Source organism: Bacillus sp. NPDC094106 (assembly GCF_044764345.1).
Lineage (GTDB): Bacteria > Bacillota > Bacilli > Bacillales > Bacillaceae_G > Bacillus_A.
This window is the reverse complement of record NZ_JBIWHY010000003.1, coordinates 41841-65405: the sequence shown is the minus strand read 5'-3', so window position 1 is coordinate 65405 and position 23565 is coordinate 41841. Positions and strand designations below refer to the sequence as shown.

General features: G+C 35.1%; 18 protein-coding genes and 1 pseudogene. 13 read left to right on the top strand and 6 right to left on the bottom strand.

Annotated features, from left to right (window positions below; translation table 11 throughout):
* Positions 1-104 precede the first annotated feature (104 nt).
* The 4 genes from ACIQ7L_RS05140 to hemY all read left to right on the top strand — a co-directional run bounded on the left by ACIQ7L_RS05140 (position 105) and on the right by hemY (position 5846).
* Positions 105-2222, top strand: a complete 2118-nt coding sequence (locus ACIQ7L_RS05140; protein WP_400567230.1) for a transglycosylase domain-containing protein — start codon at positions 105-107, stop codon at positions 2220-2222.
* Between the two features lie 181 nt (positions 2223-2403).
* Complete coding sequence (gene hemE, locus ACIQ7L_RS05135) at positions 2404-3450, top strand: uroporphyrinogen decarboxylase (RefSeq protein ID WP_400567229.1); 1047 nt, start codon at positions 2404-2406, stop codon at positions 3448-3450.
* A gap of 14 nt (positions 3451-3464) precedes the next feature.
* Positions 3465-4400, top strand: coding sequence for a ferrochelatase (gene hemH / locus ACIQ7L_RS05130; RefSeq protein ID WP_400567228.1), 936 nt, complete (start codon positions 3465-3467; stop codon positions 4398-4400).
* 24 nt (positions 4401-4424) lie between these two features.
* Positions 4425-5846, top strand: a complete 1422-nt coding sequence (gene hemY / locus ACIQ7L_RS05125; protein ID WP_400567226.1) for a protoporphyrinogen oxidase — start codon at positions 4425-4427, stop codon at positions 5844-5846.
* Positions 5847-5883: 37 nt separating this feature from the next.
* Here hemY and ACIQ7L_RS05120 read toward each other — a convergent pair whose 3' ends face one another.
* Entirely contained in the window at positions 5884-6741 is an 858-nt protein-coding gene (locus ACIQ7L_RS05120) for a hypothetical protein (protein ID WP_400567224.1), read from the bottom strand.
* 393 nt (positions 6742-7134) lie between these two features.
* On the opposite strand from ACIQ7L_RS05120, the gene ACIQ7L_RS05115 reads away from it, so the two are divergent.
* The 5 genes and pseudogenes from ACIQ7L_RS05115 to ACIQ7L_RS05095 all read left to right on the top strand — a co-directional run bounded on the left by ACIQ7L_RS05115 (position 7135) and on the right by ACIQ7L_RS05095 (position 12811).
* Entirely contained in the window at positions 7135-7539 is a 405-nt protein-coding gene (locus ACIQ7L_RS05115; RefSeq protein ID WP_335359632.1) for a BlaI/MecI/CopY family transcriptional regulator, read from the top strand.
* Positions 7536-9500, top strand: a complete 1965-nt coding sequence (locus ACIQ7L_RS05110; protein ID WP_400567222.1) for a M56 family metallopeptidase — start codon at positions 7536-7538, stop codon at positions 9498-9500. Before ACIQ7L_RS05115 ends, ACIQ7L_RS05110 begins: the two co-directional genes overlap by 4 nt.
* 497 nt (positions 9501-9997) lie before the next feature.
* On the top strand, positions 9998-10570 hold the full coding sequence (locus ACIQ7L_RS05105; RefSeq protein WP_400567220.1) for a TetR/AcrR family transcriptional regulator: 573 nt from the start codon (positions 9998-10000) through the stop codon (positions 10568-10570).
* Between the two features lie 238 nt (positions 10571-10808).
* Positions 10809-11005: pseudogene (locus tag ACIQ7L_RS05100) on the top strand (IS6 family transposase); the annotation flags it as partial.
* A gap of 1383 nt (positions 11006-12388) precedes the next feature.
* A complete protein-coding gene (locus ACIQ7L_RS05095; RefSeq protein WP_400567219.1) occupies positions 12389-12811 on the top strand; it encodes a YfmQ family protein in 423 nt (140 codons plus the stop codon).
* 501 nt (positions 12812-13312) lie between these two features.
* On the opposite strand, the gene ACIQ7L_RS05090 is transcribed toward ACIQ7L_RS05095, so the two are convergent.
* Positions 13313-13837: a DinB family protein gene (locus ACIQ7L_RS05090; protein ID WP_400567217.1), complete on the bottom strand. Its 525-nt coding sequence runs from the start codon at positions 13835-13837 to the stop codon at positions 13313-13315.
* A 94-nt stretch (positions 13838-13931) separates the two neighbouring features.
* The gene (locus ACIQ7L_RS05085; RefSeq protein ID WP_400567215.1) at positions 13932-14873 is read right to left on the bottom strand and encodes a helix-turn-helix transcriptional regulator; all 942 of its coding nucleotides are present in this window, start codon (positions 14871-14873) and stop codon (positions 13932-13934) included.
* A 197-nt stretch (positions 14874-15070) separates the two neighbouring features.
* Between ACIQ7L_RS05085 and ACIQ7L_RS05080 the strand changes: the two genes are divergently transcribed.
* A complete protein-coding gene (locus ACIQ7L_RS05080; RefSeq protein ID WP_400567214.1) occupies positions 15071-16084 on the top strand; it encodes a LacI family DNA-binding transcriptional regulator in 1014 nt (337 codons plus the stop codon).
* 40 nt (positions 16085-16124) lie between these two features.
* Here the strand turns inward: ACIQ7L_RS05080 and yhfH are convergent, their stop codons facing one another.
* On the bottom strand, positions 16125-16253 hold the full coding sequence (gene yhfH, locus ACIQ7L_RS05075) for a protein YhfH (protein WP_000567010.1): 129 nt from the start codon (positions 16251-16253) through the stop codon (positions 16125-16127).
* Positions 16254-16446: 193 nt separating this feature from the next.
* Between yhfH and ACIQ7L_RS05070 the strand changes: the two genes are divergently transcribed.
* The 3 genes from ACIQ7L_RS05070 to ACIQ7L_RS05060 all read left to right on the top strand — a co-directional run bounded on the left by ACIQ7L_RS05070 (position 16447) and on the right by ACIQ7L_RS05060 (position 20077).
* The gene (locus ACIQ7L_RS05070; protein WP_400567212.1) at positions 16447-17181 is read left to right on the top strand and encodes an MBL fold metallo-hydrolase; all 735 of its coding nucleotides are present in this window, start codon (positions 16447-16449) and stop codon (positions 17179-17181) included.
* A gap of 9 nt (positions 17182-17190) precedes the next feature.
* Positions 17191-18180, top strand: a complete 990-nt coding sequence (gene lplA / locus ACIQ7L_RS05065; protein WP_400567210.1) for a lipoate--protein ligase — start codon at positions 17191-17193, stop codon at positions 18178-18180.
* Positions 18181-18544: 364 nt separating this feature from the next.
* Positions 18545-20077 (top strand): fatty acid--CoA ligase family protein, encoded by a 1533-nt coding sequence (locus ACIQ7L_RS05060; RefSeq protein WP_400567208.1) that lies wholly within the window; start codon positions 18545-18547, stop codon positions 20075-20077.
* Between the two features lie 326 nt (positions 20078-20403).
* Here the strand turns inward: ACIQ7L_RS05060 and ACIQ7L_RS05055 are convergent, their stop codons facing one another.
* Positions 20404-21387, bottom strand: coding sequence for a S66 family peptidase (locus ACIQ7L_RS05055; RefSeq protein WP_400567206.1), 984 nt, complete (start codon positions 21385-21387; stop codon positions 20404-20406).
* A gap of 188 nt (positions 21388-21575) precedes the next feature.
* On the bottom strand, positions 21576-23294 hold the full coding sequence (locus ACIQ7L_RS05050) for a methyl-accepting chemotaxis protein (protein ID WP_400567204.1): 1719 nt from the start codon (positions 23292-23294) through the stop codon (positions 21576-21578).
* Positions 23295-23565: the final 271 nt, after the last annotated feature.

Sequence of the window (23565 nt, the reverse complement as noted above, 5' to 3'; positions counted from 1 at the left end):
CTTTCATTATATCAGCTCTTGTAAAAAACTTCGAAGATTATGTACATAAAGCTGATTCTTTTTCAAATAATAAATATACCATCATTTGGAAAGAAGGGCGATGCATGAGGAAAATAAAGTGGACTGTAATAAGCGGCGTGGCAGTGCTTGTAGTTGCGATTGTACTCTATAAACTCATTGTGTTAGCTGGCAGTTATATGATGGATGAAAAGCAGCTGGTTTTCCACTCTTCATCACGTATCGTTGATCAGCAAGGGAAAGAAATTACAAAGTTATATGTAGAAAATAGGGAGCTTGTACCGATTGAGCAGATTCCAAAGTATGTGCAACAAGCATTTATAGCTGTAGAAGACGCTAGGTTTTATGAGCATTATGGAATTGACTATCCTTCTGTATTTCGCGCATTGTATAAAGACATTTTAGCGAGAGAGAAGGTAGAGGGCGGTAGTACAATTACGCAGCAACTAGTCAAAAATGTTTTTTTAACTCATGAAAAAACATTTACACGTAAATTAAAAGAAGTAGCGATAGCCCTCCAATTAGAACAAAAATACACGAAAGCGCAGCTTCTTGAAATGTATATGAACCATATTTATTTCGGTCATGGCGCCTATGGAATTCAGGCAGCGGCAAAATTGTATTTTAATAAAAATGTAGAACAATTGACAGTTGAAGAAGGAGCGATGCTTGCGGGGCTTCCGAAAGCGCCAAATGGGTATTCTCCATTTCTGCATCCAGAAAAGAGCAAGGAACGTCGTGATGTAGTGCTGTCTCTTATGCATAAACAAGGGTATGTATCAGCGGAGGAAAGCGTTCGCTATCAAGGGAAAACAATTGCTCTTTATAAAAATTTAGATGAGCGGGAACTTGCTTATATGCCATATGTAGATATGGTGATAGATGAGGCGGCGCGTGTATATGGTTTGTCACATCAAGAAGTTCTCCGCGGGGGCTATACATTTGTTGTATCGATGGATGAAAAAATTCAAAAAGTAGCCTATGACCAATTTCAAGATGCCCGGAATTTCCCAGGTAAAGACAACGGAGTACAAGGTGCGTTTTTATTGATGGATAATGCGACGGGAGGAATTAAAGCCGCAATTGGTGGAAGAGAGTATGTTCCAAGAGGATTCAATAGAGTATTTGCGAAAAGGCAGCCAGGTTCTGTCTTAAAGCCGCTTATTGTATACGCACCAGCGCTAGAGACAAAAAAATATAATCCGTATTCCGTATTAACAAATGAGCAAACCGCCTTTGATGGATATGAACCCCGAAATTATAATCATAAGTATACAAAAGAAGTAACGATGTATGATGCACTCTTAGAATCAGCAAATGTACCAGCTGTGTCCTTATTGCATGAACTCGGGGCGGAGGAAGGGAAGCAATATTTAGAGAAGGGGAATATTCACATTGCAGATTCTGGTTTAAGTATGGCGCTTGGTGGATTAAAAGAAGGGGTTTCTCCATTTGAACTTGTTAAGATGTATCGTGCTTTTTTAGCGAATGGAAAGATTATTGAGCCGCATGTTATTGAAAAGGTATTGGATCGGCACGGAGCAGTAATTGGAGAATCACCTAAAGGTGAAACGAAAATTTTTTCAAAGCAAACAGCGTGGTATATGACAAAAATGTTAGAAGGTGTTGTAGAAGAAGGGACAGCCAAAGCAGGTATATATAGCGGAGCATTAGCTGGGAAGACAGGTACGACGTCAATTTCAAATCAAAGTGGAGGTGCCAGAGATGTTTGGTTTGTTGGATACACTCCGAGTTTAGTAGGTGCTGTCTGGATTGGATATGATCGTACGGACAAAGAACATCAATTACAAGATGGAAAGCTATCCGCAACAGTGCTATTTAAAAAGATTTTAACGAAGGCAAATATACAAGATAATATGAAGTTTAAGCAGCCAAAAGGTGTTGAAACAATTGGTAAGCCAATCCGCTTAAGTAAAATTGAAAATATAGAGGCGAAATTATCTTTTAGCCCTTTTGGTTTATTTACCACGAAACTAAGTTGGACACCGCTTTCAGATAAAAGGGTTATATATCGAATCTATAAGGTTGAGAAAGGAGTCCATACTCATGTTGGAACAGTAACAGGAATTGGCGAGTATGAAGACAAATTTACGAATATATTCTCTAAACCAAGCTTTTATGTTGTTCCATATAACCCGCAAACAAACCAAGAAGGAGAAAAGACAAAAGTAGCTAAACCGTAGTTTTGCTTATGATATAATATGAATGTTGTGAAAATAGTAAGCGGTTTTACGAACGTTTGTGTCAATTTCATGAACAACGTACATAATGCTATGCATTTTGTTTTTACAACCTGTATAGTAAAAAAAGATAAATATAGGATAGGATTCGTTAGAAGTGTGAGTAAGGAAGGGAGCAAGGGTCTTGGGAAGAACTATAAATGAGACATTTTTAAAAGCATGTATTGGGGAACGAACAGAATATGTACCAGCATGGTATATGCGACAAGCTGGTCGTTCACAGCCTGAATATAGAAAAATAAAAGAAAAGTATTCTTTATTTGAAATCACACATAACCCAGAGTTATGTGCTTATGTTACAAAGCTTCCAGTTGATCAATACAATGTAGATGCGGCGATTCTTTATAAAGATATTATGTCACCGCTTCCAGCGATTGGTGTTGATGTGGAAATTAAATCTGGAATTGGACCAGTGATTGACAATCCAATTCGTTCGTTACAAGATGTGGAAAAACTTGGAGAAATTCATCCGGAAGAGGATGTACCATATATATTAGATACAATTCGTTTATTAACATCAGAAATGTTAGATGTGCCATTAATTGGGTTTTCGGGAGCGCCATTTACATTAGCGAGTTATATGATTGAAGGGGGACCTTCTCGCAACTATCACAAAACGAAGGCATTTATGTATGCAGAGCCAAAAGCTTGGTTTGCTTTAATGGATAAGCTAGCGGATATGGTCGTTGCATATGTAAAAGCGCAAATTAACGCAGGAGCAAAAGCAGTTCAAATCTTTGATTCTTGGGTTGGAACAGTAAATGTAGCAGACTATCGTCTGTTTATTAAACCAGCAATGGAGCGTATTTTTGCAGAAATTCGTGAAATGGGCGTTCCGATGATTATGCACGGTGTTGGTGCAGGCCATTTAGCGAATGAGTGGAATGATTTACCTCTTGATGTAGTAGGGTTAGATTGGCGCCTGCCAATTGAAGAAGCGCGTGCACGCGGTATTCATAAAGCTGTACAAGGAAATATGGACCCGTCTCTATTACTTGCACCTTGGCCTGTTATTGAAGAACATGTGAAAGGTATTTTAGAGCAAGGAATGAAGCAACCTGGTTATGTATTTAATCTAGGTCATGGTGTATTCCCAGAGGTAAATCCAGATACATTAAAACGCTTAACGGCATTTATTCATGAGTATTCTAAAGGATGGTTAGCAAAGTAAAGGAGAACAAGTGTATGAAAAAGAAAATGGGTTTGCTTGTAATGGCATACGGAACTCCATATAAAGAAGAAGATATTGAACGTTATTACACGCATATTCGTAGAGGACGAAAGCCAAGTCCTGAAATGTTAGAGGACCTAACAGAACGTTATCGTGCGATTGGTGGTATTTCTCCTTTAGCTACTATTACGTTAGAACAGGCAAAAAAATTAGAAAAGCGTTTAAATGAAATGCAGGATCACGTGGAATTTCATATGTATCTCGGTTTAAAGCATATTGAACCTTTTATTGAGGATGCTGTACAAGCTATGCATAATGATGGAATTGAAGAGGCAATTGCCCTTGTTCTGGCTCCTCACTATTCTACTTTTAGTGTGAAATCATATATCGGACGAGCACAAGAAGAAGCGGAGAAATTCGGGAATTTAACAATTCATGGTATTGATAGTTGGTACAAAGAACCGAAATTTATTCAATATTGGGTAGATGAAGTGAAAAAAATATACGATGACATGACAGAAGCGGAACGTGAAAAAACAGTTTTAATTGTGTCTGCACATAGTTTGCCAGAGAAGATTATTGCGTTAGGTGATCCGTATCCAGAACAGTTACATGAGACAGCGGATTATATTGCACGCGGTGCAGAAGTTCGAAATTATGCGGTTGGTTGGCAAAGTGCGGGAAATACACCAGATCCATGGATTGGGCCGGATGTACAAGACTTAACGAGAGAGTTACATGAAAAGTATGGTTACAATTCGTTTGTATATGCACCAGTTGGATTTGTTGCTGAACATTTAGAAGTGTTATACGACAATGATGTTGAATGTAAAGTTGTTACAGAAGAAATCGGAGCAAAATATTATCGCCCAGAAATGCCAAATGCATCAGAAGCGTTTATTTCTTGTTTAGCAGATGTCGTTTTAAAGAAACAAGCAGAAATTTTGTAATACCTTGGGGAAGGAGGGGACGTTTTGAAGAAGAAAGTTGTTATCATCGGTGGCGGAATTACAGGCTTAACAACAGCGTATTACTTACAAAAAGAAATTCGCGAAAAAGGATTGCCGATTGATACATTGTTAATAGAAGCATCGGGCAAACTTGGAGGGAAAATTCAAACCGTTCGAAAAGATGGATTTACAATTGAGCGTGGTCCAGATTCTTTCTTAGAAAGAAAAGAAAGTGCAGCTAGATTAATCAGAGACTTAGGAATTGGAGATCAACTTGTAAATAATGCAACTGGTAAGTCATTTGTTCTGGTGAACAACCGATTACATAAGATGCCGAGCGGATCAATGATGGGAATTCCAACGCAAATTACCCCGTTTCTATTTTCAGGATTGTTCTCTCCAATTGGTAAATTAAGGGCTGGTTTTGATTTTGTATTACCGCGTTCAAGACCAGTTTCTGATCAATCGCTTGGTCAATTTTTCCGTCGTCGTTTAGGAAATGAAGTGGTTGAAAACTTAATTGAACCGTTGCTATCTGGTATTTATGCAGGGGATGTCGATCAAATGAGTTTAATGGCGACATTCCCGCAATTTTATCAAGTTGAGCAGAAATATCGTAGTATTTCACTTGGTATGCGTACGTTATCACCGAAACAGAAAAAGGATGTAAAGCCAAAAGGAATCTTTTTAACATTAGAACAAGGGCTAGAATCCTTGACTGAAGCAATCGAGGAGAAGCTTGATAATAGCAGTGTTATGAAGGGAACGCGCATTGAAAAAGTTGCAAAACTTGGCGATGGCTATGCGATTACTCTTAGTAATGGAAAAGAGATTGAAGCAGACGCTATCGTAGTTGCGGCGTCACATAAAGTATTGCCATCTATGTTTGCTCAGTATAAGCAGTTTCGTTTCTTCCGTAATATTCCATCCACATCAGTTGCGAATGTGGCGTTAGCTTTTCCGAAAGAAGCAATTAAGCGTGATATTAATGGTACGGGCTTCGTTGTATCTCGAAATAGTGACTTTACAATCACCGCCTGTACGTGGACACATAAGAAGTGGCCGCATACAACACCGGAAGGAAAAGTATTGCTTCGTTGCTATGTTGGACGTCCTGGTGATGAAGCAGTCGTAGAACAAACGGATGAAGAAATTGTTCAATTTATATTAGAAGATTTACAAAAAACAATGGATATTACAGCTGATCCAGACTTTACTGTTGTAAGCCGCTGGAAAGATGCAATGCCACAATATACAGTAGGGCATAAAGAGCGAATGAAAAAATTAACCGCATTTATGGAGCAAGAATTACCAGGTATTTATCTAGCAGGTTGCTCTTATGCAGGTACTGGTCTTCCTGATTGTATTGACCAAGGTGAGGCAGCCGTAAAGCATGTATTAGCTCATTTAGAAAGAATATCGGAAACAGAATTCGTTATGCAATAATAAAAAGCATCCTTAACGCATAAGGATGCTTTTTATGTTATAGATCAATTGATTTTCCAATAGCTTCTTTGCATCTCATTCTTTTTTGAAGTCTGCGCACATATATTTTTTTATCTTTTTGTACGCCCTTTATATACATAAATAGACTAATGATCCCAAATAACGTACATTGTACAGTTAGAACGTAAGGTGACATTCCTTGCAGTGGTTGTTTCGGATCATATAAATGAATAGGTGCTCCGCCAACTGTAGGAAATATCATATTTAAAACTACATAGGGAAGCGAACTAACAGTAAACGGAAATAAAATGGCCATGTAATCTTTTTGTGACCATATAGAGGCAGCTAAACCTAAAACGGCCATTAAACCAGCAAATAGAAAGTTAATAACAATATATATAGATATATAATCGATAGGAGAATCATAATACAATGATGCAAACATACCATTGGTGTTTATAATACCCGAGGTTAATGATGGAATGCCATCTGGGATTGTCAGTTTACAAAGTAATAAGGACAGCAGGAACGGAAAGATATAAAGAAGTCCACCGCAAAAAAAAGTAACAATATATTTTGTACATAGATAAGAGAACATAGGAATCTCTTTGCTTATAAATGGTTTAAAGCCATCTGATTTATCAGCGTTATAACTTGTACTAAATGGTATAGAAGCGATAATAGGCATTAATAATAAATAAACATCCATTTCATCATCACGAAAGCCAATCCATTTATACGATGTTGTTAAAAGTTCGTTTGGTATGACACCTACATATTGTAAGACGTAGTAATAGTGATAAATGAAAATAAGAACGAACATACTGCATAAGAAACTTACGGAAACATGATTTAAAAAAGCTTGCTTTATATTTAAACTTAGTGCACGCATCATGATTGAAATAGCCCCCACTACTTTAATGAATGTATCTATGTTCTATATTACTATTAATTGTAAATATTTTCTTGTTTTTTCATTTGATAATTAAAAAAAGTATATATACATCAATTAAAAAACCGACAAAAAACCCCTCTTTTTAGATGGGAGAGAGCATCTGGCCATACATAGAAGCGGTCAGGGCCTTTTTCTGCCACATGCGAAGGAAAAACAGAAAGAGCAAACGAGTGTAGGCTACTGTTTATTCTGCATAGCCGGGATTTAGATGTCGAGACATTAAAATGGATTTTATATAGCAATTTTATTTCTAAAATATGGTTGACAATACAGTATTACATTTGTAATCTTATATTGTAGATTACAAATGTAATACAAGAGGTGGAACATACTATGACAAATAAATTACCTAAAATATCTGAAGCTGAATTAGAAATTATGAAAGTTCTTTGGTCAAAATCTCCCCAAACAGCAAATGAGATCATTGAAGAGCTGGAGACAACAATGGATTGGAAACCGAAGACCATTCGAACACTTATTAATCGATTGGTTCAAAAGGAAGCGGTTTCTTATCATCAAGATAAAGGACGTATGTATGCCTATTATCCGTTAGTATCACAAGATAATTACTTGCAAGTAGAAACAAAATCTTTACTTAAGCGTTTCTGCGGTGCAGCATTCAAACCATTACTTGTGAATTTCTTAAAAGAAGAAAAACTATCTTCAGAAGATATTAATGAGCTGAAACGTATTTTGGATGAAAAGACAGAAGAGAACGAGAGGAAAGGTAGATCATGAAGATAGATATGGTTGTAAATATCTATCTTCCCCGCTTCTTTGATTGGTTGATAGAAACATCGCTTATGGCGAGTATATTAGTTGGCATCATCTTATGTGTCAAAGTTGTGCTTAGAAATAAGTTAACTCCTAGATGGCAATATATGCTGTGGATGATACTGATTGTAAGGCTTATCCTGCCGTGGTCACCGGATAGTTCTTATAGTATTTATTCGCTTCTTTCATATAGCTCTGGCGTTTCTGAGGTTTTTCAAAAAACTCCTTCTCCTGCAACGTCACAAGAGGCTGTACAGGAAAATAATACAGTAAGTACAAAAGAGGATTACTCGGTATCTCGTTCAGTACATGCTGCGAAAGAGAGTGAACAAACATACGAGAATAAAAAAGAAAAAGATACTACATTTTCAGTTTATAAAATTGCTATGTATATTTGGCTGTTAGGAGCTAGTATATTAGCGATTGTAACTTTCATTATGAATGGACGGTTACACAATTACATAAAAAAACAACCTAATATTACAGATGAAAAAATCGTTAGGATATTTGAGAACTGTCGGAAGTCGATGGCCATTAAGCAGCAAATTCCATTGCAGCTAGCTGGGAAAATTCCAAGTCCAACTGTATTTGGCCTTTTTCGCCCAAGGGTACTATTGTCAGGTAAACATATGAAAGTACTTAATGAGAAGCAACTCCAATATATTTTCTATCATGAGTTAGCACATATTAAACGAAGAGATGTCACGGCGAATTGGCTGATGTACGTTTTACTTATCTTAAATTGGTTTAACCCAATTCTTTGGTATGCCTATTCATGTATGCGGGAAGATCAAGAACTAGCCTGCGATGCATTTGCGCTTACCTTTATAGATTCAGAGGAACAAATCGCATATGGACATACAATTATTACTCTTTTAGAACATTATTCAAGCTATTATCAAGCACCAAGTCTAGCTAATTTAAGTAGAAATAAACGTACGCTAAAAAGGAGAATTCTGATGATCAAGAAATTCAAAAAGAAATCATATCGCCTGTCTGCACTTGGAGTAATTGCGATCGTTGCTGTTGCGTCTGTTTCTTTACTAAATGCGAGCACAACGGAAGGAGAGGAAAGGAAGAAGGGGCAAGCGATAGAAAAGAAGGAACAATCTAAAGAGGCTTTTGAAAATGCTATAGAAACAATACTAGGTACACCAGAAAATGCAAGTAGAGAGTGGGGCATGTCAATACGGTCGTATAAAAGGGATACGGATTTTTTGTATTTGGCTGAAAAATGTTTAACAAAAGAGGAATTTGAACAGTACGTACAATGGTTCAAGGAAACTCGTGATATTCAGAAAAAAGCAATGGTCAAGAAAAATGTACAGGAGAATTATGACGGGGATACAAAAGAATTTAAACGGGAGCGTTTGAGTCAAGCTGATAATGAAAAATTAACTGTTATAGATAAGAAATCAAAACCATTTGAAGATAGGGTAGCTGAATCTTTAACATATACTGTAGACGAAGCGCAAAATCATGTTAAGTTTCCAATTAAGAAACCGACTTATACGGTTGATGGCTATGAACTGAAGAAAGAATGGGCGGATTCATATTTTGGGAGGGATATAGAATTAGTTGTTAAATCAGAATATAGGAAAGGGAAATATGGCTATACAATTTATCAATCAAGGGTTTATACGGAGAATAAGGACCCGCTTCATCAAATACTTCCTTGGAAAGACAATATGAAAAATTATGAATTAGAAGGGAATCAAATGCTCTTTGTTACGCCGCCTTCTGATAGTCGTAGTAAATTAAAAGGTATGAAGATGTTTGTCTCTAAAAGTGGAAAGAATAGTGCCTATCAAATTGTGATAGTTAATGGTATTTTTACTAGAGATGAAGCTGAATACAAAGAAACAATTGATGATGATTTAAACAAGAAAGAAATGGAGAAGATACTGCTTTCTATGTCGAAATAAAGGACGGTGTTCTTAAGATGTGTATCTTAAGAACACCGTTTTATTTTTAGAGTTCTATCGTGCTTCTTCTTAAAATAAAAGTAGAAGCCTAAATGATGTAAAATAGTATAATTATGAAAGAAATACGACCTCTTACTATATGATGATGAATGTGTATCTTACCGTAAAGATGATATCCATTTCGTATTGTTAATATGTGTATAGTAATGAGAGAGAAAATTAATAGAAATAGCATAGATGGAATGAAAAAAATTAAGCTACTTGATACGAGTAGGATTATACTTGATATTGTAATACCGATAGCAGAATATGTAGGAATGCTTTTTCTTTTCACTGTTTTTTCTGATACACTATGACAGTATTATGTTGATGGACTGGAAAATTTTATAATGGGAATAACTAAAAAGAGAACTTGTATAGAATGGAAGACTGTGGTAATATCAAATATGTACTAATTGACTGTATTATCCAATTGGTCATTTTTTGGAGGTGAAGATGTGGCGGTAGATCGAAAGCGTTCTATTATTGAAGCTGCAACAAAGTCTTTTTCGGCATTTGGTTATAAGGCGACGACAATGGATCAAGTTGCGAAATTAGCGAATGTAGGAAAAGGAACAATTTATACTTTTTTCAAAAATAAAGAAGAATTATTCGGAGAAATTATTTCTAATTTAATTACAGAAATGAAGCAAGTTGCAAAAGAAGCAATTCGTTCAGATGTTTCATTTTTTGAAAATGTACATAGAGCATTATACAGCATCTTAGAATTTAGAAAAGAACATCAGCTTATGATTAAACTGATTCAAGAAGAGCGAGATATGGGAACGAAAGAAGTACAAGAAGTTATGCAACAAGTAGATGTTGAAATTGTATCTTTTATTCAATCCTATTTGGAAAGCGCAATTGAAAAAGGCGAGATTAGTAAATGCGACCCAGAAATCACAGCATTTATTATGCTGCGACTATATGTATCACTTATTTTCGATTGGGAAAAAAATCATGAACCATTAGAAAAAGAAAGAATTGCAGAATTATTTGAACTTTATTTACTGAAAGGATTGTCAAACTAAGATAATCCTTTTTATATTATAAAAAAATGACTAAAGGGACAACTTGGTCATAATTATAAAAGATATGTAATGATCTTTATCGTTCTGTTATCATTTGGAACAATTGCAGCATTAGTCATGAATACATATATAATGGCGATTATTATGAACTTTCTTTTCAATATAAATCCTCCTTTTTTAAAATAAACTATATCAATCATATTGATAAGTACACTTATCTCCATAATAAACATATTGACCTCAATTAGAAGAGAAAGTACGATATCACTTTAAATCAACAAATGACCCATGGAGAGTCGATGAAACCTATATCTAAGTAAATCAAGAGATAAACAAGCAGCCAAGCGCTTTTTCAAGAAGGCCTTGGCTTTTTCGTATATTTCTAAACCTTGTGTGATAACAGTAGATAAGAAGTCTTGTATATCAATGTCCTTAGTTAGTCCCAATAGAGTAGACCTTATTGAGATGAATGTGAATTATTGAAAATAAAGGATTCTTAATGTCCCATATGACTTGTCTCAAATATGTTAACGTTGTGAAAAGGAGAATTTCATATTGAGAAATGAGCTTAACGTTGTAAATCAGCATTTTCGGGACGTGACCCAAAGTTGAAATTAGATGGAGATAAATAAAATGACGAAATTATAAGAATTTTGTTATTTTTTGTTGATTTATGCTATTTTTAATGTTAAACTCATAATAACAAAGAAAGAGTAAACGAAAACCCTTATCGATTAAATTTTCTGAATTTTTAGTCTTATAGATTTGTTTACTCCATGTGATTTACATGTTTGTGTATTGCTTTTTCACTCTTTCTTTGTTCTATCCTATAAAAGAAAACAACCTGTTTTTATCCAAATTGTTTTCTTTTGTAAAAAATTTGATTTGTTGTTTTTATAAACAGTTGGATCACTATTTTAAAATTTATTATGGTTTGCAAGGAGGGGGGCAACAGCTAGTAGATTGGAAATTTAATGAGGAGTTTGCATTACCATGAAGTGAATCCAGAAAGAGGTGAAAACTAAGAAATTCGAATGTCAGTTTTTTATTTTGGAAAGGAAGAATAAAAATATAGTGGACATACAATTAAAATAAGGGAATATTGGAAATTTAATGAGGAGTTTGCATTACAATGGAGTGAATCCAGAAAGAGGTGAAAACTAAGAAATTCGGATATCAGTTTTTTATTTTGGAAAAGGAAGAATAAAAATATAGTGGACATACAATTAAAATAAGGGAATGCGGTATAGATTAGTATACAAGCATTCCCTTGCTATTAATATGTATTTCTTTTTATTATGATTTAAATATATTTTAAATTTATTATAACTATAGCTGAAATTATAGTTAATGGATATTTAATGAATGGATTGTTTAGGAATTTCTTTATCTTTTTCCTCTTTATTAATACCTATTATATAAAGCCTCTTACTCTATAAGCATCACTATACCGTCTTTATATTCCAATAAATAATCCTCCGCTTTTTCTAATAGAACAGGTAAATACCGATTTACCATTTCAGCAATCCCTAAATTATTGGGGTTCATTATCCAACCAATGTGTTTCCAATCGAGAATACCTTCTCTTGTTTTTTTCATGGATTCATGGACAGAAATGAGAATATTTACAGTGTGAACTCGAGGGAAGAGTGAACGAAGTGGAAGGATTTATAAGTTTTGAAAACCCCTGTTTTTTAGTAACAGGGGCTCTTTTCATATAGTAGGTCATAGAAGTTTCACATAATGTACAAAAAATAACCATTTCCACTATGGTAATATTAGTAATGTAATCATATTAATTAACGGAGATGATACAATATGACGACATATTTTATAGTTATGTTAATTATTGTCGGTGTTCTTAAAATAATAGTGACGAGTCTTCCAAGTTCTGTTGTGAGATCGTTTGCCAGCAAATTTGAATTGCATCCAAAACTTAGTGATACGGCTGTCACTGTAACCATCGACGGAAAACAAATGGAAGGTGAAGATAAAGCTCAAATCATTGATCAATTTAACCAAGCGATATTTCTAGAGAAATATTATTTTCCTCCACAGACCAGTGGGACTCCAGTAGTTATTAATACGAAGAAAGGAAAAACCGATGTTCGTTTTTCTGTGTACAGTTACGACGATCACGTTGATGTAATCAAACAATACAAGAAAAAAGTAATCGGGTATAGTCTGCGTTCCAAAGACCTTCAAAACCGTTCTATGTTAGTAACTGGGGACTTAGCCTAAAAGGATTGGTACTGTCTGTTAATGCGGGATAAATATTGCCAAGTTAATATTTAAGTAAGTGTATTAATTTACTTCTGTTCCAAGTGAAAAAAGAGGATTTCTAAAATAGAGGCCGTTGAAAAAGCGCCTATTTTGAGTAAATCACAGAATCTTTATTGATATACAGAAAAGAAAAAGAAGATAATCACCTATATAGTAGGTGGGATCTTCTTTTTCTTTTTTAGGGGCTTTTTATCGTATATAAATTCATTTTAATTTTTCGACATCTAAACCTCTGCTATGCAGAATACAAAGTAACCTACACTCGTATGCTCTTTCTGTTTTTCCTTCGCATGTGGCAGAAATAGGCCCTGACCACTTCTATGCATGGCCAGATGCTCTCTCCCATTTAAAAAGAGGGGGTTTTATGTCGGTTTTTTAATGGATGTATATATAGATAACGAAAGGCCATTTTTTACTTTACATTAACGAGCAACTATATCTCTATTCATAAAGTACCACTTATTTTAGAATAATACTTTGTTCCAATCGTTCCTTCTGACGAAGATGATGTGCAAAATGCATAGAAATGAGTTGAAACCACTCCGTTGCATTTAAATAACCAAATCCAGGGTGCTCTACTTTACGGTTGCTGGGAATAGAAGCAATCGTTCGTTCAACTTCCTTCATTTGTTTAATCAGTTGTAGCAATTCTTGTTTCACACCTTCTTTATTCGCTTCGTTTTCAGGTGTGTATCCTGGACGGTCAGGTACTTTGATTTGTATAGGAGGAAAAGCCTCCAGTGCATATACTTTTTCACCCATTTCTGTCTTTTGACCATCTACAGTTGTAGAATCAGTTGCACACTTTGCGATAGCATGTAATTGCATATGTGCAGAAGCAAGTAAATGACTATACATTTGCCCGAGAGACCATTCTCCTTCAGAAGGCTTTCTTCTAAATTGTTCAAGAGTGTATTTTTCTAGTTCGTTAATGTAAGACGTTGCTAAACTTTCAAATTTCTCTAAAGCGACAGTAGTATTCATAGTATTAACTCCTTTTTCTATATAAGATTTTGTTCTTAAGGGTTACTATACATGATTGATGTTGACACCATTATGTCAGCAGTGAAAGAAAAAATTAAAGTTGCAGCATTTTTCTTGCCTCATCTCGAATTCTCTCAGAAAGAATAGTTGGTTCTAGCACGTCTACTTGACTTCCCCAGCTTAGCACCCACGGGAATACTTCATCTATATTTCTCGATTTCAAAACGACATGAAAACCATCATCTTTATGCTCATATGAATCTATAAAAAAGTAGCGAGATTCAATAATTTTGTGTGCAATATGGGATGGAAATAATAAATGAATGATAATGGTTCGATTATTTTCAGGTTGATAGTCTGGTAAATAAAAGTTCTCCGGTTTCGTAAAGCACGTTTGCTCTTGCTGTAAGTTGTCCATGCGGTCCAAACGGAAATGGCGTATTTGTTTTCGAAGTAGACAATGAGCAACAATGTACCAGATCCCTGAAATATTGACTAAACCATAAGGGTTTACCGTACGTTTATTTTGTTCACTTTGATTCGGTTTACGATAAGAAAAAGAAACACAATGTTGTTTCTGAATAGCTTCTTGTAAGAGAAGAAGCTGTTTCTCTAGTTGTTCTTGAGCAAATCTTTGATGAGAGAAAGTACCGGAGAGGAAACGGAAAGTTCCTCTTAACTCCTTAACCTTCTTTTGCTGTTCAGAAGGGAGGATTACTTCTAATTTCTCTTTAGCAGATTTTGCATGTATAGAAAAGGCTGAGTCGAGATTTTGTTCGACATAATCACTTCCTAATAGAAGAGTTACCGCTTCTTCTGGTTTGAATTGAATGGGCGGCAAGAAATAACCATCCATTAAAGAATAGCCTTGCCCAGGCATTGAAAAGATTGGAACGCCTGATTCACTCAGCGCTTGCATGTCTCTATATATTGTTCTTTTACACGTCTCAAATTTTTCTGCTAAGCTTGTAGCTGTGACGGTTTGTTTTCTCTGTAATTCAATGAGAATAGAAAGTAAACGATCTGTTCGATTCATGAAATATCATCCTTCATATGTAATAAATATCCTTATTGTGAAGTTCTAAATAGGAGTCAAATCTTCCTGCAAATAACAGACTTTTCCCTATGTATAATATTAATATAGTAAAATCATCTGAACTCGTATTGCAGTTTCCAATAATATACTATATAATCAATCTAAGAAAACGTTTTCATACAAAGGGGGAGAATTTCGTGTCAACGATCGAGGACGTGGCGAAATTAGCGGGGTTATCAAGAACAACGGTTTCTCGGGTGATTAACAACCATCCGTATGTATCTGACGATAAGAAAAAGAGGGTTCAATTGGCAATGAAGCATTTAGGCTTCGTTCCTAATTCTGCAGCAAGAAGACTTCGTAAACAAAAAGCAGAAACAATTGCGGTGCTTGTTCCAAGGATCACAAATCCTTTTTTCAGTAGATTTATTGAAGCAATTGAAATTGCTGCTTCTGAACATAAATATAAACTGATTATTTGCCAAACAAGATACTTACCGGAAAAAGAGATGGAATACTTACAACTGTTATCAACAAAACAAGTTGATGGTATTATTCTATGTTCACTTGAGAATCCATGGGAGAAAGTAGAGCCATACTTACAACACGGTCCAATCGTGTTATGTAATGAATATATTGAAGAAGCAAACATTCCAACGGTTAAATTTGATCATGCACAAGGGGCTTACATAGCTGCGAAGCATGTGCTAGAACAGGGCTATTGTAACCTTATTTTTTGTCGTGGGAATGAAACGAAAATAGTGAGCCAACAGCGAAAAATGGGCTTTTTACGTGCAATCACTGAGAAGAGCAAACAAGTAGAAGCGATTGATTTTCTTGAAAACGCTTTCTCGTGGGAAGATGGAAAAAGAATATTCCATGAAGTATTAAAGGACAAAAAAAATCCTACCGCTATTTTGGCAGGAGGAGATGAAGTCGCAGCTGGAATTATCGCAGAAGCGAAACGCCATAGCTGGAGTATTCCTGATGATTTAGCTGTAGTTGGCTTTGATAACCAAATTTTATCACAAATTACAGAGCCTGGTATTACAACAATTGAACAGCCAATTGGTGAAATGGCTCGAAAAGTTGTTGATTTAATGATGGATAAAATCCATACGAAAAATTATCGTAAAAAAGAATTGTATGAGTTTGAATTGGAGCTCTTGGTGAAAGGTTCAACGATGAAAAATACGATGTTACTAGCCTAGTAGACGATGTCTGCTAGGTTTTTCTTATGCTTACAAACTGCTATTCTTCGTGAACGCAATCGTCGCATTTATTATGGTACGCTTCGTGCTGTTCATCAATTTCCTTTCCGCAATGTGCACAAGTTTTCGTTGGTAAATTTCTGAAAAATTCCATCGGTTGATCAATCATGTAAATCCCTCCATTTCCATTTCTTACTAACATTGTATTAGTACAAAAAACAAAAGTCAATAACTGTTTTATAACAAATTTAAAAATAATGAAAAAGTTTAAGAAATGGATTATAGTTAAGAATGTAAGTAAAAATCCTTCTCAGTGAAGTGAGAATACTGCATTTCTAGTGGTTTAGAAAGGATGGATACATATGAAAATGACTGTTGTTGGCTTTTGGGGCGGCTTTCCAGAAGTAGGAGAAGCAACGTCGGGGTATTTGTTTGAACACGATGGTTTTCGTTTACTTGTTGACTGTGGCAGCGGTGTACTAGCACAGCTGCAAAAATATATAACACCATCTGATATAGATGCAGTTCTGTTGTCACACTATCATCACGACCATGTTGCAGATATTGGAGTATTGCAATATGCGAGGTTAATTACGAGTGCGACAAAAGGACAATTACCAGAACTACCGATTTATGGACATGCACTTGATGTGCAAGGGTTCGCGTCCTTAACACATGCACCGCATACGAAAGGGATTGTATATAATCCAGAAGAAATATTGCAGATTGGACCGTTCTCTATTTCATTTTTAAAAACAGTACACCCTGTTATATGCTATGCGATGCGTATTACGGCGGGTGATGAAGTGATCGTATATAGTGCTGATTCCAGCTACATTCCTGAATTCATTCCATTTACAAAAGATGCTGATTTATTTATTTGTGAATGTAATATGTATGCACATCAGGAAGCTGCAAAAGCAGGGCATATGAATAGTACAGAAGTGGCAGACATTGCAAAGAGTGCAAATGTAAAGGAATTACTGTTAACGCATCTTCCGCATGCAGGAAATACATCTGATTTAGTAGAAGAAGCAAAACAAATTTTTGACGGCCGTATTACGCTTGCGCATAGCGGTTACGTTTGGAAGTCATGAGGTGAAACGATGCTATTTATTGATAATAAAGGGATTACAGATCCTACAATTAACTTAGCAATTGAAGAATACTGTGTGAAAAATTTAGATATTAACGAAACATATTTATTGTTCTATATTAATGAACCCTCCATTATCATTGGAAAAAACCAAAACACAGTAGAAGAAATTAATGCTGATTATGTAAAAGAAAAAGGAATTCATGTTGTACGACGTTTATCAGGCGGAGGCGCTGTATATCATGATTTAGGGAACTTAAACTTCAGCTTTATTACGAAAGATGATGGGGATAGCTTTCATAACTTTAAAAAATTCACTGAGCCTGTTACAAAAGCGCTTGGAAAATTAGGTGTAAAAGCAGAGCTTAGCGGCCGTAATGATATTTTAGCGGAAGGTAGAAAAATCTCAGGTAATGCACAGTTTTCGACGAAGGGCCGCATGTTTAGTCACGGTACATTATTGTTTGATTCTGAAATTGATCACGTTGTATCAGCGCTTAAAGTGAAAATGGATAAGATTCAATCAAAAGGAATTAAATCAATCCGTAGCCGCGTGGCAAACATTACGGAATTTTTAAACGAAAAGATGACAACAGAAGAGTTTAAACAACTTCTTCTTGCGACAATTTTTGAAGGTGAAACAGAAATTCCAACATACGAGCTAACAGAAGCAGATTGGAAAGAGATTTATAAAATTTCTGAAGAACGCTACCGTAATTGGGACTGGAACTACGGGAAGTCTCCGAAGTTTAATTTACAACATTCACACCGTTTCCCAGTTGGACAAGTTGATGTTCGTTTAGAGGTAACAAAAGGAACTGTGACTGAGTGTAAAGTATACGGTGATTTCTTCGGTGTAGAAGATGTTCATGATATTGAAGAACACTTAACAGGAGTACAGTTTGACAAAGAAGCATTTGCTACAGCTCTAGAAGATGTAGATGTAAAACGTTACTTTGGTAATATAACAACAGAAGATTTCTTATCGTTATTCTTTTAAATGGTAAAAACAGTCATATTGTATGTATGACTGTTTTTTATTTTGTTACAAGAAAACGCATAAAAACAATGTATATAACTTCAAATTAAAAAAATGAATGAATGCTCATTTATCCCGCTTTAACGGGCAGTAATACCCCTGCATCGAAATTTAGTCAAAAATAAAGAAAGCGGGTGAGGGGTAAACTGCCCGTAAAAGCCCGATTGGTTCGACTAATAATCCGAGAGAGAGCTAAAGCTCTCTCTCGGATTAAAGTCTCACTTTATATGCAATTAATTAAATGTTACTTGCTACTTTAATTTTCTTTTAATATAATGTATTTAGAATTTTTAAATTTTCTAAATTTTATAAAGGTGGGGTTTGTGTGAATCTCGTTCAATCTTTGGCTGAAACAGCAAAAAAGAAAGGAGAGAAACCGGCTTATATATTTATGGATCAGTCGGTCTCGTATGACCAATTAAACAAAATGGTCACTAGGTTTTCTAGTAATTTAGCAAAAATGGGCATTGGAAAAGGGGAGAATGTTGCATTAATTGTAGGGAATTCACCACATTTTTTAGTTGGGTTATATGGGACAATGAAAACAGGAGCAACAGTCATTCCTATTAATCCGATATACACAGCAGACGAAATGCATTACATTTTACAAAATGGAGATGTAAAAACAATCATCACACTCGACATCCTTCTACCGATTATACAATCTCTTACAACAAGAATACCTTCTCTTGAACATATCATCATATGTGAAACCTCATCAGATTTTAATCATACAGAAACTAAAAAAATGAAAACGTTTACTAATCTTATAGGAACCGGTGACCTATCTTATGAAGGCCCTGAGCTATATGAAGAAGATGTGGCTGTTATTTTATATACTTCAGGCACAACAGGGCATCCAAAAGGCGCTATGTTAACACATAAAAACTTATATAGTAATGCTGGAGATGTCGCGTCATATTTACAATATACTGCGGATGATCGCGTTGTTGCGGCACTTCCAATGTTCCATGTATTTTGTTTAACAGTTGCAGTGAATGCGCCCATTATTAACGGTGCGACGATTTTAATGTTACCAAAGTTTAGTCCAAAAGAAGTATTTCGTATTTGTCGTACATATGGGCCAACAATATTTGCCGGAGTACCAACGATGTATAATTATTTATATCTATATGAAGAGGCAACTCCAGAGGATGTTCAGACACTTCGATTATGCATTTCTGGCGGGGCTTCTATGCCTGTTGCTCTTTTGAAAAACTTTGAAAATCGATTTGGTGTTATTGTCTCAGAAGGGTATGGATTATCAGAAGCTTCACCAGTTACTTGCTTTAATCCGTTAGATCGTCCGCGGAAACCAGGTTCGATTGGAACGAATATTTTGCATGTTGAAAACAAAATTGTTAATGAGCTTGGAGAAGAAGTTCCTGTAGGTGAAGTAGGCGAATTAATTGTTCGTGGGCCAAATGTAATGAAAGGATATTACAATGCACCGGAAGACACAGCGGCAGTGCTTCGTGATGGATGGCTGTATACAGGTGATTTAGCGAAGATGGATGAAGAAGGTTATTTCTACATTGTTGATCGTAAAAAAGACATCGTCCTTGTAGGTGGCTATAACGTATATCCTCGTGAAGTGGAAGAAGTATTATATCAACATGAGGCGGTTGCAGAAGTTGTTGTTATTGGTGTTCCTGATGAAAACTTAGGAGAAGCTGTACGTGCCTATGTTGTTCCAAAACATGAAACGGTAACAGAAGAAGAGCTAATGCGTTATTGTTCTTTACACCTTGCAAAATATAAAGTACCAAAGAGCATAGAGTTTTTAACAGAATTGCCAAAGAATACAACAGGTAAATTATTGAGAAGGGCTTTGAAGGAGAAGGCAATGCAGGTGTAGTGAAAGGGAAGTAATCTTTAATTCCTGATCTCTATATACATCAATTAAAAAACGACATAAACCCCATCTTTTTAGGTGGGAGCGAGGATCTGGCCATGCATAGAAGCGGTCAGTTCCTTTTTCTGCCACATGCGAAGTAAAAACAGAATGAGCAAACGAGTATAGGTTACTTTGTATTCTGCATAGCAGGGATTTAGATGTCGAAAAATGAAAATGGATTTATATAGAAGCTAAAAATTATGTAGATTCTTTATAACAAAAATGCTTTAAAAGCTAGCAGGTTGCTAGCTTTTTGAACTTCAAATAAGTAAAATAATGTTAATTTACTAAAACTCCAAAATCCGAACCGTCTTCTGCGTTGCATTTAATTCAATAGTTGCTCCAATTGGCATTGTGACAATAGGATGTGTATGACAGCAATCAAAATCCGCTAAGATTGGGATATTCGTGTCTCCGATTACTTCAAGCAAAATATCATATGGCGTTAAGCCTGTTCCTTGATCGTCAAATTGTTCATGCTTTCCTAGAATTATACCGCCAACTTTTTCGAATATACCGTTTATTTTTAAGAAACTAAAATGCTTTTCAACGATCGCTGCTGTTTTTTTACAGTCTTCAATCATTAAAATATCTCCCTTATGAATAACAGGCATATAAGGACTTCCCCATATACTTAACATTGTCATCAAATTTCCAGCTATTAGTCGCCCTGTTGCTACGCCTTCCTTTACACAAACCCATTCATTCGGATAATTTGCTTTGGGACGATTTTGTGTCTGCCAATTTAATTGTTCATTTGTCCAAAAAGGATATATAGGATATTCATACGGAAGTGCTTCATTTTTTATGAGCATATCTTCAAAGGATGAAAATGTATCATTTACATATGGAGGGAATTCTCCCAATGATGAAATTAAGGACGGGCCATAAAATGTTGTCATACCCGTTTTAGCATAAATACCTAATAAGATTGCGGTAACATCAGAGTATCCAACAAAAATTTTCGGCTGTTTTTTTATTTCTTCGTAATCTAAATAAGGAAGTAAAGAATTCGAATTGCTTCCTCCAACAGACGACATAATACACTTAATTTCTGGATTACGAATGAATAGGTTCAACTCTTGAACACGATTTTTTATACTCCCAGATCGATAACCATCATACTTTCCAGTAAGACTTCCATCAACTATAATAAACCCTTTACTTTCCATAAACTGTTTGGAACGTTCGAATCTAGTAGGTGATGTATATGTACCAGGCAATGATGGTGAAAAAACTCCTATTTTATCTCCTTTGTTTAACTGGAACATTTTCTTCACTCCTATATATGTATTACGTGTGATATTTATTAAATATAGTCCAATAATAGTTTAGATAGTTCAGATGCAAATCTCAAATTAAGTCAAAAGATGTAATTCCATCAATCCAAAATTATAAAAAGTAAAAGACAACCGTGAATTGATTGTCCTTTACTTTTTAGTATGTTCATAAATGATTTTTATTCTTTAATTTTAAATCGGGAAATTAATCCTTCTAATTCTTCGATTTTTTTCTTTATTTGCATGGATTGATTTGTTATTTCTGTAATGGATGATGCTTGTGTTTGGATGGCTTGTACGGTTTGATTTGTATCTTTTGCTACTTTTGTAGAAGTTTCTGATACTACTGATAGGGAAGCGTTAATTTCTTCAGTTCCAGCAGACATTTCCTCTGTTGTAGCTGATACTTCTTGGATTTGGCGTGTTATTTTATGAATGTCTTTCATAATTGTTGAAAAGGCTTCGTCTGCCTCATTGGCAGCATCTCTTCCTTGTGTAGCTTCTTCGTGTCCTTTTCTCATGATTTGAACCGTATCTTTTGTATCTTGTTGGATGGATTTAATTAAATCATTAATTTCATTTGCGGATTGCTTGGATTGTTCCGCTAAATCTCTCACTTCAGCGGCAACAACTGCAAATCCTTTCCCGTTTTCTCCTGCACGTGCTGCTTCGATTGCGGCATTTAAAGCAAGCAGGTTTGTTTGTTCCGCAATGTTCGTAATCGCGTCTAAAGCTTTATCGATGTGTTGTGTACGCATAATAAGGCGTTCTATCACTGTAGAAGTTTCTTCAACAATTGCATGCACATTATTCATTTGTGTAATAGATTGTTTGATTACTTTACTTCCATTATTTACACGATCTGTTGTGGTAACAGATACTTCAGCAACAGTTGCTGCTGATTCAGCTACTGTTTGAACGCCATTTGTTAGGTCACTCATTGCTGTTGAACTTTCATGAATACTAGTAACTTGTCCTTCTATTTGTTTATTTACTTCATTAATGGTTTGAACGGCTTCGTTAGATATTTTAGATGCCTGTGTTGTATTCTGCAACATATTGTCGGTAGAGGAAGTAACTTCGTGTGTCGTTACTTGTATTTTCTCAATTAATTGTTGTAAATTATCTAACATGTGATTAAAAGAAGTAACGATAGCTCCTAATTCATCATTTGCTTGATAGGAAGTACGTACTACTAAATTTCCATCTGCTACTTGTGCCATATCATGTTGTAGTAAATCAATCGGACGTTTAATAGCGATTTTAATAATATATCCAATACATATAATAATTACAGTTGCAATAACTGAAATAATAATAAACATCAGTATTGTAGTATGTGCACTGCTCGTATTATTTTTTTGTAATTGCTCTGCATGGTTACCATTATATTCTACAAGTTCTTGAATAGATTTAGTTACATTTTGCATCGCAGGCTCAGTGTTTTTCAAATAATAAGCATAAGCTTCTTCATTTTTATTGTTTACTGCTAAGTTTTGTGCTTCTTGCGCTTGAGCTCTGTATTCTTGAAAGTTTTTGTGGAAATTCTCATATAATTGCTTTTCTTCTTGTGAGCTGATCTTAGACTCGAATTTTTTTAATAACTCATCATTGCTTTTTTGCATTTGAGCTATATTATTTGCTAATTCTTTGTTTCTTTTTTCATCAGTTGTAAGCATAAGCTCCATGAAATTACAATTACGGTAGTAGAAATTAGATTCTACAGATTCTATCCAAAAAATTGGAAGTAATCTTTCGTCATACATACTTGCAGAAGCTTCGCTCGTTTTCTTTAAAGAGATAACTCCTATAATGGATAAGAGAATACATGCAATACTAGCTGTAATCATTAATGTATTCAACTTCGTACCAATTTTACTGTTTTTTAGAACTGACATTTAACCACACTCCTCTTAAATCTTCATATTACGTTATACATCTTATAATAAAAAATACCAAAAAACGACATATTTTTTTAGAAATGTCGTTTTTTTGTTGTTTTCTTGTTGTTTTTTTGTTGCTTTTTAAAAGAACTAAAATTAGTAAAGCTGTTAATTGAGAAGGGGAGAACTATAAGATATTTTGGATGTGACGATATCTTAGTAATAGATTAAAATAGAATCTAATACTGCTTGTGTTGCTACCGCATGTCCATCAACCAAAAATTAT